Origin of the sequence: Acanthopleuribacter pedis (genome assembly GCF_017377855.1) — a bacterium.
In the GTDB taxonomy this organism is placed as follows: domain Bacteria; phylum Acidobacteriota; class Holophagae; order Acanthopleuribacterales; family Acanthopleuribacteraceae; genus Acanthopleuribacter; species Acanthopleuribacter pedis.
On sequence record NZ_JAFREP010000004.1, the window covers coordinates 415,190 to 432,590 of the forward strand.

15 protein-coding genes and 7 tRNA genes are annotated in these 17,401 nt (G+C 57.1%); 7 read left to right on the top strand and 15 right to left on the bottom strand.

Annotation, left to right across the window (positions count from 1 at the left end):
- Positions 1-96: 96 nt before the first annotated feature.
- Positions 97-1,296, top strand: coding sequence for a Bcr/CflA family efflux MFS transporter (locus J3U88_RS06410; protein ID WP_207857675.1), 1,200 nt, complete (start codon positions 97-99; stop codon positions 1,294-1,296).
- On the opposite strand, the gene J3U88_RS06415 is transcribed toward J3U88_RS06410, so the two are convergent.
- Complete coding sequence (locus J3U88_RS06415; RefSeq protein ID WP_207857676.1) at positions 1,283-2,647, bottom strand: MFS transporter; 1,365 nt, start codon at positions 2,645-2,647, stop codon at positions 1,283-1,285. The two genes, J3U88_RS06410 and J3U88_RS06415, sit on opposite strands and share 14 nt — an antisense overlap.
- Before the next feature lie 128 nt (positions 2,648-2,775).
- Here J3U88_RS06415 and upp point away from each other — a divergent pair, with 128 nt between their 5' ends.
- Positions 2,776-3,402, top strand: a complete 627-nt coding sequence (gene upp, locus J3U88_RS06420; RefSeq protein ID WP_207857678.1) for a uracil phosphoribosyltransferase — start codon at positions 2,776-2,778, stop codon at positions 3,400-3,402.
- 27 nt (positions 3,403-3,429) lie between these two features.
- Here the strand turns inward: upp and J3U88_RS06425 are convergent, their stop codons facing one another.
- Together J3U88_RS06425 and J3U88_RS06430 are read right to left on the bottom strand one after the other, a co-directional pair.
- Entirely contained in the window at positions 3,430-3,753 is a 324-nt protein-coding gene (locus J3U88_RS06425) for a hypothetical protein (RefSeq protein WP_207857680.1), read from the bottom strand.
- 16 nt (positions 3,754-3,769) lie between these two features.
- Positions 3,770-4,111: a metalloregulator ArsR/SmtB family transcription factor gene (locus tag J3U88_RS06430; RefSeq protein ID WP_207857682.1), complete on the bottom strand. Its 342-nt coding sequence runs from the start codon at positions 4,109-4,111 to the stop codon at positions 3,770-3,772.
- A 163-nt stretch (positions 4,112-4,274) separates the two neighbouring features.
- Between J3U88_RS06430 and J3U88_RS06435 the strand changes: the two genes are divergently transcribed.
- On the top strand, positions 4,275-6,506 hold the full coding sequence (locus J3U88_RS06435) for a carbohydrate binding family 9 domain-containing protein (RefSeq protein WP_207857684.1): 2,232 nt from the start codon (positions 4,275-4,277) through the stop codon (positions 6,504-6,506).
- A 90-nt stretch (positions 6,507-6,596) separates the two neighbouring features.
- On the top strand, positions 6,597-7,517 hold the full coding sequence (locus J3U88_RS06440) for a M28 family peptidase (protein ID WP_207857686.1): 921 nt from the start codon (positions 6,597-6,599) through the stop codon (positions 7,515-7,517).
- A 202-nt stretch (positions 7,518-7,719) separates the two neighbouring features.
- Here J3U88_RS06440 and J3U88_RS06445 read toward each other — a convergent pair whose 3' ends face one another.
- From J3U88_RS06445 to J3U88_RS06460, 4 genes are all read right to left on the bottom strand, one after another.
- The gene (locus J3U88_RS06445) at positions 7,720-7,995 is read right to left on the bottom strand and encodes a hypothetical protein (protein WP_207857688.1); all 276 of its coding nucleotides are present in this window, start codon (positions 7,993-7,995) and stop codon (positions 7,720-7,722) included.
- A 77-nt stretch (positions 7,996-8,072) separates the two neighbouring features.
- Positions 8,073-9,596, bottom strand: coding sequence for a hypothetical protein (locus tag J3U88_RS06450; protein ID WP_207857689.1), 1,524 nt, complete (start codon positions 9,594-9,596; stop codon positions 8,073-8,075).
- 94 nt (positions 9,597-9,690) lie between these two features.
- Entirely contained in the window at positions 9,691-10,176 is a 486-nt protein-coding gene (locus J3U88_RS06455) for a CesT family type III secretion system chaperone (RefSeq protein WP_207857690.1), read from the bottom strand.
- 350 nt (positions 10,177-10,526) lie between these two features.
- Positions 10,527-10,952, bottom strand: coding sequence for a hypothetical protein (locus tag J3U88_RS06460; protein WP_207857691.1), 426 nt, complete (start codon positions 10,950-10,952; stop codon positions 10,527-10,529).
- Between the two features lie 165 nt (positions 10,953-11,117).
- Between J3U88_RS06460 and J3U88_RS06465 the strand changes: the two genes are divergently transcribed.
- The 3 genes from J3U88_RS06465 to J3U88_RS06475 all read left to right on the top strand — a co-directional run bounded on the left by J3U88_RS06465 (position 11,118) and on the right by J3U88_RS06475 (position 14,756).
- A complete protein-coding gene (locus J3U88_RS06465) occupies positions 11,118-11,582 on the top strand; it encodes a DUF6265 family protein (RefSeq protein ID WP_207857692.1) in 465 nt (154 codons plus the stop codon).
- A gap of 57 nt (positions 11,583-11,639) precedes the next feature.
- Positions 11,640-13,328: an amidohydrolase gene (locus J3U88_RS06470; protein ID WP_207857693.1), complete on the top strand. Its 1,689-nt coding sequence runs from the start codon at positions 11,640-11,642 to the stop codon at positions 13,326-13,328.
- Positions 13,329-13,796: 468 nt separating this feature from the next.
- Complete coding sequence (locus tag J3U88_RS06475) at positions 13,797-14,756, top strand: FG-GAP-like repeat-containing protein (RefSeq protein WP_207857694.1); 960 nt, start codon at positions 13,797-13,799, stop codon at positions 14,754-14,756.
- A 167-nt stretch (positions 14,757-14,923) separates the two neighbouring features.
- Here the strand turns inward: J3U88_RS06475 and J3U88_RS06480 are convergent, their stop codons facing one another.
- The 8 genes from J3U88_RS06480 to J3U88_RS06515 form a co-directional block, all read right to left on the bottom strand.
- Complete coding sequence (locus J3U88_RS06480) at positions 14,924-16,045, bottom strand: hypothetical protein (protein WP_207857695.1); 1,122 nt, start codon at positions 16,043-16,045, stop codon at positions 14,924-14,926.
- Positions 16,046-16,486: 441 nt separating this feature from the next.
- Positions 16,487-16,563 (bottom strand) — tRNA-Lys (locus J3U88_RS06485).
- 31 nt (positions 16,564-16,594) lie between these two features.
- A tRNA-Gly gene (locus tag J3U88_RS06490) sits at positions 16,595-16,666 on the bottom strand.
- 43 nt (positions 16,667-16,709) lie between these two features.
- Positions 16,710-16,786 (bottom strand) — tRNA-Lys (locus J3U88_RS06495).
- Positions 16,787-16,815: 29 nt separating this feature from the next.
- Positions 16,816-16,890: transfer RNA gene (locus J3U88_RS06500), tRNA-Gly, on the bottom strand.
- A 5-nt stretch (positions 16,891-16,895) separates the two neighbouring features.
- A tRNA-Arg gene (locus tag J3U88_RS06505) sits at positions 16,896-17,021 on the bottom strand.
- 46 nt (positions 17,022-17,067) lie between these two features.
- Positions 17,068-17,139 (bottom strand) — tRNA-Arg (locus tag J3U88_RS06510).
- 187 nt (positions 17,140-17,326) lie between these two features.
- A tRNA-Glu gene (locus J3U88_RS06515) sits at positions 17,327-17,400 on the bottom strand.
- Position 17,401 lies beyond the last annotated feature (1 nt).

Consider the following 17,401-nt stretch of genomic DNA (forward strand, 5'->3'; position numbering starts at 1 on the left):
AAAGCCTATCACGAGTATAAAGACAATCAGCTTTTCATTAATACCAGCGTCGCGGAGAATGGGGACCTCAAACGATGATGGAACCGGGAGGTCCTTGTGCAGCAGCATCGCAACCTTTTTTTCCTGTTAACCCTGATGGCCGGGATGACGGCGCTTTCCGTCGACATTTACCTGCCTTCCATGCCCGCCCTTGCCGTGGCGATGAATGTTTCGCCCGGAACCATCGGCCTCACCGTCAGCGTCTTTATTCTCAGCTTCGCCTTTGGCCAGCTTATTTACGGGCCCCTTGCCGACCGCTTCGGCCGTCGCAAACCCTTGCTCGTCGGTTTGGCCATTTACCTGGTCGCCAACCTGATTTGTGCTTTTGCCACCAACATCGAGGTGCTTCTGTTCGGCCGCCTCTTGCAGGGACTTGGCGCCTGTGCCGGTTCCGTTGTTGCCCAAGCCGTGGTGCGCGATGTCGCCAAGGGCAGTGAAGGCACCCGTTTGTTGGCCTCGGTTGCCTCGGCCATGGCTTTGGCGCCGATCATTGCCCCCGTCATCGGCGGCATGTTGGAGACCCATTTCAGTTGGCGTGCGTCCTTCTACTTTTTGGTGGTGTTTGGTGCCGCTTTGTCCGCGCTGCTGTTTTTCGCCTTGCCGGAAACCGCGCCGCCCGCCCGGCAGCGATTGGGCGTGGGTCCGGTTGCACGGGCGTACCTCGGTGTTTCCCGCCACCCGTCTTTTGTATTTTTCACCATGCTCGGCGGTTTGGCCTCCTGTGCCTTGTTCGCCTTTATCAGCACCTCGTCCGCGTTGATTGTCGACGGCATGGGTTTTACGCCCGACCTGTACGGCATGTTGTTTGGTGCCAATGCGGTGACCTACATGATCGGCAGCATCGTCGCCAAAAAGTTGGCGGCCCGCATGGATAACCGCTCGCTGGCTCTGGCCGGAACCGGCGCGGTGGCCGTGGGTGGTGGTTTGATGGTGATTGGCGGCGCGCTCCTCGGCGACCAAATCTGGGTGTTGCTGGTCCCCATGGCATTGACCACCATGGGCGTTGCCGCGGTGACCCCCGCCGCCATGTCCGGTGCGATGGAACCTTTTGGTAATCAGGCCGGTACCGCCTCGGCTTTGCACGGTTGTTTCCGGTTTGTAGCCGCCGCGGTGGTAACCGCCGTCCTGGGTTTGTTCACCGTGGATGTGGTGGTGCTGGGCATTGCCATCGCCGCCTGCGGGGCGTTCGGGTTGCTGTGGCCTTCGCTAGGCAGCCGTCGCACCGAGGTGGTTGGTGAAGCGGTTAACGCCGGTTAAGGCGTTGTACCACCAAGCGGCTGATTTGGCGTTCCTTCGCCACGCTGAGCGGCCAGGCCGGTAGCAGCAAAGCCGCCGCGATAAAAAAGGCCCCGACCACCGGGCCGAACAGGATCGCCAAACCTTGCGCCGTTGCTTCGCTTTGGGTTGGCGCGCCTTGCTGGAAACCAATCCATTCCAACAAAAACCCGCTGAGGGCCAGGCCCAGGGCGCGGGCCACCTTCGCCGCCATGCGCCAGTAACCGAAGTATATGCCTTGATCCGTTTGGCCGCGACGGAGATGGTCCAGGTCGGCCGCGTCGGAGACCATGGCGTCCAGAAGAAAAACGGCCCCGATGAGCAGGCCCGCCACCACGCCGTAAATCGCCGGTGGTAGGGCCTGGCCAACCGGGAACAGCGGGTAGACGATGACGGTGGAGACGCCCAGAAAACCGATGCCGACCACCGCCGGCCATTTTTTGCCGACCCGCTTGGCCGCGGCGACCCAGCCGATGATCGAAACGGCGACCACCAGGGTGAACGGCAACAAGACCTTGAGGAACATCGTTTGTTCGTCCAGGTGCAGGCGGACCTGGTAGTAAAAGAGGGCGATGGCACTGTTGAGGGTGCGGCCGATGGAGCCCAGCACAAAAGCCGCGGCCGGCAGCAGAAAGGCGCGGTTGCGCAAGGGTGCCGAGGCCGCCTGCCACGCGAGCCGCATGTTTTGGGGGTGGGTCGCTTGTGCCGGGTGGTCGTAGCCGCGGGTGGCGCGAAAGGACAGGAGGGCTGTTGCCACCACCAGGCCCGCGATCACCAGGACCTGTGTACGCGTGGCCGCGCCGGTTGCCGCGTTTTCCGCCGCCACCAGGCCGGGTACCAGGATCGCCGTGATCAGGCCGATGTTGGCAAACAGAAACCGCCAGCCGAACAGGGCGGTTCGGTCGCGTGGGTTGGGCGTCATGTCCGCCGCCAAGGCCAGGTGGGGAACCGCGATCACCGTCATCGCCGTGTTGAGCAGGACGTAGGAACCCAGTAGCCAGGAGAAGGCCGCTGTTTGGCTGAGGTTGTCGGGCGGGCTGAACAAGAGGACGAAGGTCAGGGCCAGGCCGACGGCGCCCAGCGGGAGGTAGGGACGGCGCCGACCCGCCGCCAAGCGGGTACGGTCGGAGAGGTAGCCCATCAAGGGATCGGAAACCGCGTCCCACACCACGGCAAGGCTCAGCGCAAGCCCCGCCAGGCCGGGGCTGAGTCCGACCGTATCCACGTAAAACTTGAGCAGGGTAACCTGAATAAAAAATTCGCCGGCCGTGATGCCGATTTCCGCGGCCCCATAGCCGGCTTGGACCGAACGGGGCGGTGGCGCCGTCAGCATGGGTACCTCCCATTGCACCTGCTCGCATATTCGTTGCCCACCGCGGATTGGATGCGTCGTGGGGCTTGTTTTGCGGCCGCCGCCTTGCTAAGTTGCACGAACACACCGATTCCACCCTGGAGGCGCCCATGCCGTTTTTCGAGGTCCGTCATCCCCTGGTCCGGCACAAGCTCGGGCTCATGCGCGACAAAGACATTTCCACCAAAGATTTTCGCGAGTTAACCGCCGAGGTGGCGCGTTTGCTGACCTATGAGGCCACCAAGGATTTAGAAGTGGGGCCCCACACCGTGGAAGGCTGGGCCGGCCCGGTTGAGGTCGACCGTTTGCAAGGCAAGAAAATTACCGTGGTGCCGATTCTGCGTGCCGGACTCGGCATGATGGACGGCGTGCTCGATTTGATTCCCAGTGCGCGGGTGAGTGTGGTGGGTTTGTTCCGCAACGAGGAAACCCTGGAGCCGACCGCTTATTATTGCAAGTTCACCTCGCAAATCGAGGCGCGTTTGGCGCTGGTGATTGACCCGATGTTGGCAACCGGTGGTTCCCTCATCGAAGCGGTTAACCAATTAAAACAAGCGGGCTGTAGCCGTATTCGTGCCTTGGTCCTGGTGGCCGCGCCCGAGGGTGTCAAGGCCATGGAAGAAGCCCACCCGGATGTGGCGATTTATGCCGCCGCCTTGGACGAGCGCCTTAACGAGATCGGCTACATCTTGCCCGGTTTGGGCGACGCCGGCGACAAAATTTTCGGTACCAAATAAGGGCTCGCCCACCGGCGAAACGGCCTGCTAAAGGGCCAGGCTTTCGAAGTTGGGAAAGGGACCGGCGGCTTCCGGCAAGGCCGACATGCCGGGGAAATCGGCGACCGCACCCATGGCTTCCCAAATGGCCGCGACGCCGGGATGTTCGTGGGCCGCGCGGGCGCTGTCCGCCGATTTCCATTCGAAGATTTCGATGAAGGTGCCGTCTTGCGAGCGGGCTAGGTAGGCGTCGCGGTCCGTAACCAAGCCGAATTCGCGCAAGGTGGGCAGGTGTTTTTTGACCAGCGCCATAAGGGTTTCTTCTTGGCCCGGGTGGGGTTTGTACATCGCAAAAGCGGTTTGGGGTTGCATGAGATCCTCCTTTTCGTTATGCGGTTTCCGACGGCGTCTTTGGGTTAACCAACGCGGGTTGCTGAAACCAAGCCAGCCAGCCGCCGGCGACGGCCGTTAAACGGTCTTGGTTGAGCAGGTAACTGTTTTCGCGGCCGGATTTGGCCGTGGTGACCAAACCGGCCTCCTCGAGTTTGCGCAAATGTCGGGTGGTGGTCGGCCAACTGCAAGCGAACCGTTTGGCGATGTCACCGGCCGTCATGCGCCCGCCGCGCGCGTGCAAAACGACGAGGATGTGTCGCCGGGAGGCGTGGGCCAAGGCCTTGAAGACCAAATCCATGGCTTCCAGTTCTTGTTCAGCACGACTAGGGTGTGTCACGGTCCCTCTTATACTTAGCGAGTTGGCTAATTTTAAAAATTAGCTAACGCGCTAAGTAAAGTCAAGCCGCTTTCTTCATCGGCAAGGCATCCTTCCCCCAATTTTTTGCGTATACCTTCACGATAAGCTTTCTTTTTACACGCTCCATTCTGGGAGGCGCCTTATGGTGGGGGTTCTGTTGTGGCTCATGCTGGGAACGGGGGCTGCTGATGTGGCACCGTCGCATGGGTTGGCTGATGCGTTTCAAATTCGCCGTTCGGGAGGTGCCATTACCATCGACGGCGATTTGTCGGACGCCGGCTGGCGCGATGTTGTCCCGATTGAGGGTTGGGTTGAAACCAATCCCGGCGACAATATCGCGCCCAAGGTACGCAGTCAGGGTTACCTCACCTACGATGACCAACATTTGTATGTCGGTCTGTATTTTTACGATCCCGACCCCGGCGCGATTCGCGCGCCCATGGGGGACCGCGACAATGTGCCTTCCTACACCGATTACGGCGGCATCATTGTTGATGCCGACAACGACGGCCGTTCCGCCGTGATGTTTTTGGCCAATCCCCGGGGGATTCAATACGACGCGGTTTCCAACGACGCCTCGGGCGAAGATTCCTCGCCCAACTTTTTCTGGGAATCCGAGGCCGAAATCACCGAGGACGGTTGGGTCTTGGAACTCAAAATTCCCTTCGCGACCTTGCGTTACAAACAAGGCGACCCGCAAACCTGGGGCATTATGTTGTACCGCAACCGCCCGCGCGATTTCCGCTACCAAATGTTCACCTCGCGTTTGTCGCGCGAACGCAACTGCTTTATTTGCAATGTGAAGCCCCTGCACGGTCTGACCAAGTTGCCCCGTGGCGGCAATTTGGTGTTGGCGCCTTTTGTTTCGGCGATTGAACAGGCGCGGTCCGAGGGCGATCTTGGTGGCGAGCTGGTTGCCGAGGATCCCGATTACGAACCCGGCCTGGACGTGAAGTGGGTACCCAACCAAAACATGGCGCTTGATTTAACCATTAACCCCGACTTCTCCCAGGTAGAGTCGGACACCGCGCAAATATCGGCGAATGAGCGTTTTGCATTGTTTTTTCCCGAGCGACGGCCCTTCTTCTTAGAAGGGATCGACCTCTTTTCAACCCCGATTCGCGCCGTCTACACCCGAACCATGACCGCGCCGAAATGGGGTTCGCGGGCGACCGGTCGCCTGGGCAAAACCGCCTTTACCGCCTTGGTGGGCCAGGATCGCGGTGGTGGTGTGAGCATTGTGCCGGGCGCCAACGGGTCGTCTTTGGTGGACCAGGACTACGATTCCGACGTGGCGATTATTCGGGCGCGCCATGATATGGGCGAATCCTTCGCCGGTTTTTTGGTGACCCATCGCGATACCGAAATTGGGGGACGCAACACCTTGTTCGGGCCTGACGCCTCTTGGCGCCCAACCGATTCCGATGAGGTCACCGCCCAATACCTGTTCAGCGTGGGTGAGACCCCGGAGCAATTGGACTTGAGCGATGATTTCGACGGTCGTTCGCTTTCGGGGCACGGTCTTCGGCTGAGTTGGCATCACCGTACCAGCACCATCGATTGGTACTTGGCGTACAACGACTTCGCGCGCGAATTCCGCGCCGACAATGGTTTTGTGCCCCAGGTGGATTACCGCAAGGGGTTCGGCGAAATGGGGCGGACCTTTCGTTTCACCGGACGTTTCATTCACCGTTTGCGCATCTTCAGTTTTACCGATTACAGCGCCGACCGCGACGGTGCCTTGTTGACCCAGTTATTCTCCGCCGGCTGCGGTATGAGTGGGCGTTACAACTCTTTTATGCGCTACCGCTTTGCCCGCGAGGAGGTGCGCGCGGGCGGTGGCACCTTTACCCGCGACCGCTTCTTTTTCACCGCGGACTTTCGGCCGGGTGGTTTTTTGTCACGGGTTTACTTGAATGGGATTGTCGGTGATGAGGTCGACTTTGCCAATGAGCGTTTGGGCACGGGGTTTACCGGCGAGTTCAATGTGACTTTTCGACCGGGGAACGCCACCCAGCTTGAGTTCAACAGCAACTACCGCGATTTGGACATAAACGACGGCGCCGGTGATTCGCAACGCCTGTTCCAGGCTTGGGTGGCGCGGCTGCGCGGCACCTACTTCTTTAATGCGCGCACTTATTTCCGGTTGATTGGCCAGCGCGTGGAAACGGAACGCGATCCGTTGCTGTACGTGGATGAGGTTGATGAACGGAGCGGCTTTTTTACCGGTTCCGCGTTGCTGGCCTACAAGCTGAATTGGCAATCGGTGGCCTTTTTGGGGTATGGGGATGATCGCGAATTATCCGAGTTAAACCATTACGAGCGCACCGGTCGCCAAATCTTTTTGAAGATGTCCTACGCGTTTCAGCGCTAGCGATGGGATGATCGCTTTGGGGCGGACTTGGCGGGCCGGTGGTTTGATGTCTCCGCCGAGGTTTGTCGATTTCAATAAACAGGAGCGGTCATGATGTTTGTGACGCAATCGGATCGGCGCAAGCCGTTTGAACCGGATCAAGAAATACAGCGGTTGGTCGCGACCGTTTCCCGGGAACGGCTGGAGCAACAGCTCATCACCTTGGCCGTTCCCCGCCATTACCATGCTGAACAGGAAGCCAACCATCGCATTGGCGATTGGCTCGCCCAAGAACTCGGTGATTTGGGTTATCGGGTCCTGTTTCAGGGCAGCTATCGCAACGTGGTGGCCTTGCCGCGGCTTCCCGCCGAAACCCCGCTGGTTTTGGTTGGCGCCCACTACGATACCGTGCCGAATTGTCCGGGTGCCGATGACAACGGCAGCGCCGTGGTGGCGCTGATGGAATGTGCCCGTGTGGTGGCCGGCTCGGGGTCGGTGCCGCCGATTGGTTTTGTACTGTTCAATCGCGAGGAAGACGGGTTATTGGGCAGCCGCGAGTTTGTGGCCGAATATGATCGCGACAAACCCTACCCCATTCGCGAGGTCCACATCTTGGAAATGTTGGGTTTCTGCAGTCATGAAGAAGGATCCCAGACCTTGCCCACGGGGCTGCCGATGAACCTGCCGGTTTCGGATCGCGCCGAGTTTTTGGCCGTCCTCAGTAACCGGCATTCCAATCGCGTCAATGATCGGTTGATGCGGGTTGCGGCCACCTACTGCCCCGGTTTTTCCGTGCTGGGATTGAAGGTGAAGCTGGGGGTTGAGCAGTTTTTCCCCGTTTTGCATCGCAGCGACCACGCGCCGTTTTGGGAAAGTTCGATTCCGGCGCTGATGTGGACCGACACCGCCGAATTCCGCAATCCCCACTACCACCAACCCAGCGATACCGTCGACACCATCGATTTCGATTTCCTGCAGGCAGGCACGCGCCTGTTGGTTGCTCGGGTAATGGAACAAGGAAGCCGGGGGTAACGAGATGGTAGGCTTTATTCCGAAGCGCGCTTTTGGCGACGGCACGTTACTTTTGAGCGGCTTGAGTCCGTCGCATCTCGCGGCCTTGCCAAGAAAAGAATGGGGCCGAGTCGTGATGCAATGCGACCCGGCCCATTTTCCAGCGTTGTCGACCTTCTCCGCCTACTTGGATTGATCCGGTAGGCGAAGGCCGTGGGGTTCCTCAGGCTTCCGCCGCTTCGCCGATGGATTCCAGCTCGGTCAGTGTTTGTTGGATCCATTGCGGGGTAACGATTCCCTCTGCAAATCCTTTTTTGAGAAGGGGGTCGCCATAGAGGTTGACGCCGTCTTCCAAACTGCCCCCCTCATTCAGGTGATCCTGAATGATTTCCAGGGCGTTAAGTGTCTCGCTTGCTTCGTCATCCATAATGCCTTCATGGATGTTTTTGTCGCTGCGTCTGCCATCTTCATCTTCGTAGAACAAGAAACGGTCTTCCATGTCGTATGTCCTTTTTTAAGGGGTTGCGGCATTGTACCGCCAAGAATCGCCTGGTTCCGGTGGAAGGATGTTTTGGTCTAAAAACCTAATTTGTCCTTAACGTAGTTAATTTTATCGCTCATGGTGGACTTACTACTGATGTAGTTCATCATGATTTTGCGGTCACCTTTGGTGTCGAATTCGGCTTGGTAACTTTGGTTTAACAAGGCTGCTTTACCAATGGTGATACTTTTATCGCCCGCTGTTTCTTTGAGTTTGGAGAAGAAGTCGGGGACGTTGTCGAACCCAAGCTCTTTAACATCCGCCTTAACCAGGAAACTTATATCGGTTTTCATATTGGCGAGTTTGCGGATGACCTTGGTGTCGGGCGGGTCCAGTTTGGCTGCTTTCGTGATCGCTTGCATGATTTGATCGAGTTCTTTGCTGATATTTTTCAAGGTCTTTTTGTCAGGCTGGTCACTTACCGTGATCTTGCCAAGGACCATGTCGTCAATGAGTTCTTTAAGGGGTTGAAGTCGTTCATAGGCCTTGCTGGCGATTTCTGGGAATCCTTTATTCGGCGTGGGGGTGAAGCCGTATTTCGGCCAAGCGTAACTGCCAACCGTGATATTGGCGTCCATGATCATTTTCCACGGCTGCTTGGTTTTGTCGACGACTTCCAGCAAACCCTGGAAGGCCCCTTTCATGATGTCGCCACCTTGGACTTTTGGGTCTAGCTTGGCGAGCTGAAGCATCATTTCGTTGTCCCGGTGGTAGAACTTCACGTTAATGTTTTTGATGGGACCCGCGCCGTCTACATCGAACTCAAAGCGGTTGCCACCCATGGGCGTGAAGGTCACTTTGTCCATGTGTTCCTGAGGAATTTTGAGGTGCTTGTTAATAATGTCGAAGGCTTGCTTGGGTGTCATCTTAAACGTCTGTTTGAATTCTTGCAGGTCGTTCGACGGCCATTCCTGATCCAGGGTCAAACGATTATCTTCCAGTTTGGTCGTTGTTGTTTCGTTGTTCGTCGTTGGTGTGGGTTGCTGCCAACCGATTTGGACGTCCGATTCCTGGCGTTGCCGCACGCCGTATTTCTGCATATCCTCACTGTCCATTAAACTGAGCGGGGGGCGGGTCGTGGGCAGGCTGTCATCAAAGGTGAGAATGCGCGGGGATTGGAAGGATTCATCGTCGACACCCAGATTCAACATTTTGGGTGACTGTGGGGTGAAATCTTCATCGATTTCCGATTTGGTGGACGTCAGTTTCAGCATCGGGGGTGGGGGATTGTTGTCCTCATCAATGCTTTGCTGCGAGGACAAGGTGGGTGAGTCCAGAACCTCGTCATCCATCGATAAAGAGGTCGTCGAAGGGTTCAGCGTCAAGGGGTTGGGCGAGATGTGTTGCTGTACCGTAACGATGGGTGGATTTTGGTTAACATTCTGAAGCGTGGGCTGTTGCAGCACCAGGTCGTCGGGTGGGGTTCGGGTCCGCAGGCCGACCGAAACGTGGTCTTGGGGCGTGCGTTGCTGGAACTGCCCGAAAGGATTTTGTAAGTGTTGCGGCGTTTGGTGAACACCTTGGCCCCGTACGCGGGTTCCTTGTGGTCCGTTTAGCATTGGTGATCCTCCATCTAAAATCGGCCATGTCTTTTTACCGCGGCTCTATACCGCGTGATGGTTTGGCTAAGCGTTTTTTGGCACTCTAGGCCGATCAAGCCTTCAGGAACCCTGGATTCATCATGCCGCCCGCGGGGATTTCGCTTGGTGTCGCTTCCTCGGAACTCGCTTCGCCTGTGCCCTCATTGAGCTGGGCTTTGAGCTTGGCCGCGCGCATGGCGAACGCTTCAAGCGTTTTGATGAAGCTGTCACTTTCAAATGAGAGCGGGTTAAAGCGTTTGCTGTAGATCACCTGGTCGCTTTGGTCGTCATACCCGATGGCGCCGCCTTCCGTTTCATGACTAAACAGGTTCCTTTTCAGGAGGTCTTGGAACAGTTCGGTGCGGTCCCGCCCCTGGGCATTGCCGACCGTTGCGTAAAAATACAAATACTCATTGAGTTTGTTGAACTCAACGGATAAGTCCAAATCGCCACTGTAGGACAAAGTTACTAGGCCGTTTTCATCAAGCTGGATCGCTGTGCCGATCTGCGTACCGATATCGCTGAGCCAGCTGTTGACCGTTTCAATCGTCGTCTGCATGCTGTACCTCTTGCCGCAAATTTGGTTGCCGAGAAAAAGTGCGCGCGTGTCGCTTTTCGGGCTGCCTGTGTGGATAGCGTGTTGGCGGGAAAAATGATAACCCTCGAAAAGGCAGCCATTTGAGTTTGGTTGTTTTTTCGTGCGGCAACGTTTACGGCATCATAGCAAAATGCGCCATTCTGTCGCTTGAAAATTTTTTACCGGCTTTTTGATATGGTCCTTTCTTGGTTATTTGGTGGTTTTTACGTGGTGGCTCGATTGTTCTTGGGGGGCGAACTGCAACCCGTTTTTTGGGAATCATCGGCGACTTGACCCGGCTTGTCCCAAAAAGCGACCTGCCCTGCTTTCGACTAAAGGAGATAGGCGATACCGATGCCGGCATTGACAAGGGTCATCAACAGGTCCGTTACGAAAATGAACAACATCGTGCCTTTGAGGACCGGCCACACCCCGCCGCCGCGGCGGTTCTCCATGGCCACCGGTACGTTAAAGGCGAATTGGGACCCATGGGTAACCGCGAAGAAAAACAGCAAAAACGCCCGTTGTTGTGCATCCGGGAAGAGGTTCGGCAGCAACAGCAGGGACAGGTTACACAGGGCGAAGGCGAAGTTCATACCGCCGAGGAAGCGGCCTGATTCGGCCAGAATCTCAAAGACCGGGGTGTCCCGTTGCGCTCGAGGTACCACCACCTTCGCAAAAACGCGGTGGTTGATGGAAAAGGTGTAAAATCCCATGGAAAACCAAAGGGTATTTAGGATCAAGGCAAGGGTAAACACGGCCACCTCTTTGTGAAACTGAGTGATGATTCACTTACAGATTAGGCTTTGGATGTTGCGGTCGGCAAGCGAAATACGCACCACTGTATCGATGCGCCTATGGTTGCCCAACTGCCTTTTTGGCTTTTCCCATCCCATAACTAGATTTTCGATAGGAGTGGCACAATGAACCGACTTTTTCCTTTCTCGTGGCTGGTGGTTTTGGTAACACCGCTGATTGTTGCCGGCGAACCCACTGTTTCCTGGGATTCCCTCACCCAAAATTTGACCGGTGTTTGGAAAAACGAGGCGGGTACCACCGAGGAGCATTGGACGACCGCGGCCGATGGTTTGATGCTTGGTATGAATCGCGACATGCGCAAACCGGGGCGGCCCTTTTTTGAGTACCTACGCATCGAGCAACGGGAGGACGGCGTTTATTATGTGGCCCAACCCAGAGGAAAAAGTCCGACCGCGTTTAAGTTGGTGAAACAAACCGCGAACGAGGTGGTGTTCCAAAATGCCGACCACGATTTTCCCCAGGTGATTACCTACGTGCGCGAGGGCGCGCGGCTTTGTGCTTGGATCGGCAGTGTGGCCGAACCGAAAAAAAGCCACTGGTGTTGGGACAAGCAGGCATCGAAGCCCTGAGTTATTGGTAAGTCATTTGTTCCGTAAACCAAGAAGCCCATTATATTGAGGTGATTCATGTTGATCCGTTTGTTTGCCGGCTTGTCGGTCGTGTTGCTGCTTTGCGCCTGTCATTCGCCGGCGCCTAGCGTCGTCGAGCCTGCCGTGACCTTGTACCACGGGGGCAGCATTCTGTCCTTGGAGGGCGCGTTACGCTTCGACGTGATGGCCGTGGCCGAGGGGCGTATTCTCGACTTGGGCGACGAGGGCTTGCTAAAACACTACCCTGACGCGGCTAAGGTGGACCTGGCCGGTGCCACCGTTTTGCCGGGAATGATTGATTCTCATGTGCACGTGCGCGAACTGGGCGAGAACCTGATAAAAGCCGACCTGCGCGGCACCACCACCGTTGACGCCATGATCGCCATTTTGAAGCAGCGCTATCCCAAACCCGAGCCAGGTGTTTGGTTGATTGGCCATGGCTGGGACGAAGGGGTTTGGGCCTCGCAAGGGTACCCTGACCGCGCCGCTCTGGACGCCGCCTACCCCGAGAATCCCGTCGCACTCAGTTCACTGCATGGGTTTGCCGCTTTTTACAACGCCTCAGCCCTGGCCGTTGCCGGCATTGACGCGGCCACGCCCAACCCCGAGGGCGGCACCATTTTGCGGCGGGACGACCAAAGTGCCACTGGTGTTTTGTTGACCAATGCGCGTTATTTGGTGAACCAACACATCCCGGCGCTCGATCCCGCCGCCACCCGCGCGGCGATCCTGACCGGATTGAACACCCTCGCCGCCGCCGGGGTAACCGCGGTTCACGAGGCTGGGATGGACGGTGAACAGTTGGCCGCCTTTCGCGAATTGGCCGCGTCCGGCAAGCTTCCTATTCGCGTTTACGGCATGCTCAACGGCAACGACCGTCCCCTAATGGAACAATGGTTCGCGCAAGGTCCGCTGCTCGATTCCTCCGATTTTTTCACCGTCCGTTCCATCAAAGTGTTTTACGACGGTTCGCTCGGCTCGCGCACCGCGCTGCTTGCCAAGCCTTACCACGACCACCCGGACAAAGCCCATCCCACCGAGCGGATCGCTCCCGAGGCGGTCACCTGGCTGGCCGAAAACGCGGCTGAGAAAGGGTTCCAAATGGCGGTCCACGCCATCGGCGACGAGGCCAACCGGCGTGTGCTCGATATTTACGAGGCCGCGCTAAAGGATACGCCGGACCATCGTTGGCGCATCGAACACGCGCAGGTCGTGTTGCCCGATTACTATACCCGGGCCGCCAAGCTTGGGGTCATCTCCTCCATGCAACCGAGCCACGCCGTCGGCGACAGCGGCTGGGCCGAAGCCCGACTTGGGCCGGATCGCATTCGCGAAGCCTACGCCTGGCGAAAAATTTTGGCCGCGGGCGGCCGACTCGCCCTCAATTCCGACCTACCGGGCGAGCCCTGGCAGCCGATGCAAACCCTGTATTTTGCCGTTACACGGCGCAAGTTAAACGGCGAACCCCCGGCCGGTTGGTACCCGGATCAGGCCCTGTCGGTGATGGAAAGTTTACACGGCATGACCGCGGCCGGCGCCCACGCCGCCTTTCAAGAGGCACGCCTGGGTACCTTGGCCAAGGGCAAACACGCCGATTTCATTGCCCTGGACCGCGACCCAACTCGGGTTCCGGCCGAGGAACTGGCTTCCATTCGCGTGCTAAAGGTGTGGGTCGGCGGCCGTTTGGTAACCCAGGTCGCCGGGGGCGGGTCAGCTACGATGTAACCGGTGTCCTTCCGCTTAGGGGGCGTCGATCTGTTTGCACGCGTTCACCAAACGCGGTACCTCCTCCGTCGCCGCTTCCAGGCGCCGCTTCCAGGCGCCGCTTCCAGGCGCTGTATCGGACACGACCACGTGGACCGATCACCAGAGATGCCCGCGTAAAAGCAGATCCCGCCAAGACCCCGCCCCTATGGGAGAGAACCTTAACTTTTGGTCGGCATTGAGCCGGGTATGGGTTTGGGTCTGAAAATAGCCAATGGCTCTTCAGGTAATTAACAAGACCTAGGTAAGAAGTCTTCTTTGCGTAAAAATGCCCTTGTGGAGACCTTGTGCTTCGGCGTATGCTGTCGTTGTAAACAGGCGCTTTTAAAAGTGCCTATCGTTCATGAATGGAAGGGCGTTGTCCTTTCTTGATGCCCTTTGTGAAAATTGGCTGATATGAGAAAAATAAAAAATAGGGGTCTTTTGGTGATGAAAAAAATGATCATCTTGTCCTTGCTGTGTTCGCTCGCTGGGTTTTCTGCTCTTGCGCAACCGATTGACGACTTGGTCGTCCGCAATGCTGAGGGTGACCTTGTGTTTTTTCCCTTCCGCGACGGTTCTTTTGATGATGGAAAACGAGTTGGTAATGGTTGGGACTTCACCCATTACCTGGTTGGAAACTGGACTGGTGACGGCAACGACGATCTGATTGTTCGCAATGAGCTAGGCGAGTTGCTGCTGTACCCTTTTCGTGACGGCACCTTCTATGAGCACAACGGTGGTCAAGTGGTGGGGCACGGCTTTAACTACACCCATTACTTTGTCGGCGACTGGACCGGTGATGGGACAGACGATCTGATCGTTCGTAATCAGGCCGGCGATTTGTTGCTGTATCCCTTCCGCAACGGTACTTTTTACGGCCACAACGGTGGTCGTCGGGTCGGCAACGGTTGGGACTTCACCCATTACTTCGTCGGCAAATGGGCCGGCAACGGCACCGACGACTTAATCGTTCGAAACCAGGCCGGTGACTTGTTGCTTTACCCCTTCGTTAACAACACCTTCTACGACCAGGGCAATGGGATCCGTGTTGGCAATGGCTGGAACTTTACCCATTATTTTGTTGGTGAGTGGACCGGTAACGGTACCCCGGATTTGGTGGTTCGCACCGCCGCGGGTGAGTTGCTGCTTTATCCCTTTGATCGCGGTACCTTCTATGAGCAAAACGGTGGGACCGTTGTCGGCCATGGTTGGGACTTTACCCACTATTTCGTGGGCAACTGGACCAACAATGGGACGGATGATTTGGTGGTGCGCAACGCGGCCGGTGAAATGCTGCTTTATCCCTTCCACAACAATTCGTTTTACGACCAGGGCGGCGGCCGAATTGTTGCCCGTGACTGGAACTACACCCATTACCTCTTGGGCGGGTGGCTGCGTAACGAATAAGTTTGAAACAGGTTCCCGAAGGACCGAAGCCGGTCCTTCGGGAACCCCAGCCCGCATTTCTCACGACGATTTCTCGCCTGAAATGCGGGCTAGAGGCGGGTCTTGCCTGGAAGCGATTGCTTGCGATGAAGTGTGCTTCCAGAAAAGACCTTTTCTTTTGGTTTGCGCTATCGGCGCATGACGGGTTTTGGACGGACGATGCGACTGGGCGGCCTCGGATCCAAGGACTGCAGGGACCATTGGCGGCCGTCGTCCATGATAATTGTCGCCAAGAGCTCGCCCCTCGCCACCACTTGAAGCGATGCGGCTTCCTGAAGGTTGGGCCAGTTGAACATGGGGTGCGCCACCGATCCCCGCGGCCGTAAGGGGGCGAGTTCAAGTGAGCCCAGTGTCGCGGCATTTGCATCAAACCAGGTAACCGTGATGGGGCCGTCGACCGCGCCGGGGCTGGCGAGAATCAAGGTGCCCGTGCCGTTGCTTTCAGGCAGAGGACCCGACAGAACCGATTCCTCGAATGCAAGCGTTTCGCATAGGATGCCGCGTCCCACGTAATAATCGATGCCAAACCAAACGCCGAGCGGGTTGCCCCATTGGATTTCGGATGGATCGAGCGCCGTGGTGACGCCTTGGGTTGTTTCGTCAAAGAGGGACGGGTCGGCGGCCAGGCCGGTTTCGCTCAATTGACCCTCCGTTTGCAGGCTTGTGGCGGTCAGGTTGACGAAAAGCAGGGTGCACGCGGTTTGTCCTGAAGTAAATCGATTGGCGTCCGCGTTGGCATTCTGGTTTTGGTTTCGTTCAAGGGATGTCGCTGGGTCGATTCCGATTTCGAAAAACACTTGGTGATCCAAGGAAGGGGCACTAGTCTCGCCGTTGTGAGACAGCCATTCGGTGCTGCTTTGGTTGATACGCAGCCAGATGCGGTGTTCGCCGCGACGCCACCGCACGATTTGCACCGCATCCTGGCGCATAGATAGGCGCGGTGGTTCGTCGGTTGTCGACACGCGTCGTGCGGCTAGGTTGATTGGCGTGTGGTTGCCTTGTTCCGATGCGGTATCTACGAGGGTTTCCGCCAAGGTTGTGTTTTTAGCCAGTGTCCAGGTCAGGTAAAGCGGCGTGTCGGGGGATGCATCGGCAAAGTCGTCATCCGTAATAGAAACCGCAAGTTCGCCGGCTTTTTCAAAATCGCGGCCGATGCACATCTCTTCAACCGTGGTTATGATGTCGATTCCGGCTGTTGTAAAGGTGCTGAAAGAGAAAAGGACCAAGAAACCTAAATAGGGTTTGCGCAAGATCGTCTCTCCTGATTCCCGTGGGTGTTTTCCTTGCGAGACGGAATGGCTGGGGCACAGTCGCCGTCGCTCGGGAATTCTGCTGTTCGGTGGGGTAAATTGTTGCGAAGCCGAGGCTTGTGCGCAACGCAAAACTCAGCAAGACGAATGCCGAAAGCGTGCGGGCGTGGGTCAGTGGCGCCGGTCCTCCTGGTTCCCTCAAGGGGAGGCGGGTTTCAGGGAGCTCTTTTTTGAGCGCGTCAGGGGGTGACCGTCTCGTTTAACCAGGGATCAAGCGAAAGGAGCGGCCAGGTCGGTGCTGCTGGACCACCTGGTGCCTCTGGTGGGTTTTGGCCAGGCTTGTCCTCAGACCTTAGCCCGCATTTCTCCCAAAAATTCGTAGCAGGATTCGTTGTAAGCAATGCGGGTGAGGCGTTTGACGGTTTGGTTGTAAAAAGGAAGTGGTGGACCTGGAAGGACTCGAACCTTCAATCCCTCGGGTAAAAACCGAGTGCATTACGCAATTTTGCTACAGATCCGTGATCGTGCAGGGTGATGTTCCCTAGGTAGAGCGGATGGCGGGAATCGAACCCACATCTCCTGGATGGAAGCCGGGAATAATAGCCGTTATACGACATCCGCGAAAAGGGTTGGCCCAGGCCTCGAGCCGGACAAGAAAAGGAAGTGGTGGACCTGGAAGGACTCGAACCTTCAATCCCTCGGGTAAAAACCGAGTGCATTACGCAATTTTGCTACAGATCCGTGATTTTGTAGGGTGATGTTCCCTATTGTGGAGCGGATGGCGGGAATCGAACCCACATCTCCTGATCGGCAATCAGGTGTAATCGCCGTTATACGACATCCGCGAAATTGGTGCCCGTGAGACGATTCGAACGTGTCGCCCGCTTTTCTCGTCTGCCTGTCAAAAAGCTGTTGAGAAAAGCGGGCTCGTCGCTTCCTTCGCCGGGAAGTGCCTTTCCAGTTTGGCCACACGGGCTTATGTTGTTGAAATCGGGTCGCTGGGTGAGCGGTGCGATTTCGAATGCGCTTGGTAGGATTCGAACCTACGGTCGTCGGCTTCGAAGACCGATGCCTTTCCACTTGGCCACAAGCGCGGAAAAGTTGTGCCTCTGTTAATGCAGCCCTCGGTTGCACCTAGAGTTACAGCGCCGGCAGAATTCGAACCCTCCCCGGTCGGGGACGTTTTCTTCCGTTGAACGTTGCACTTCCTGATCCCCTTGGGGGTCATGTTCCTTGCACAAGTAAAAATGAGTGGACCGGTTGGGTAACCGGCCTCATGTTTGGTACTCCCACGGAGACTCGAACTCCGGTTTTCGGGATGAAAACCCGACGTCTTAACCACGAAACGTAGGAGCA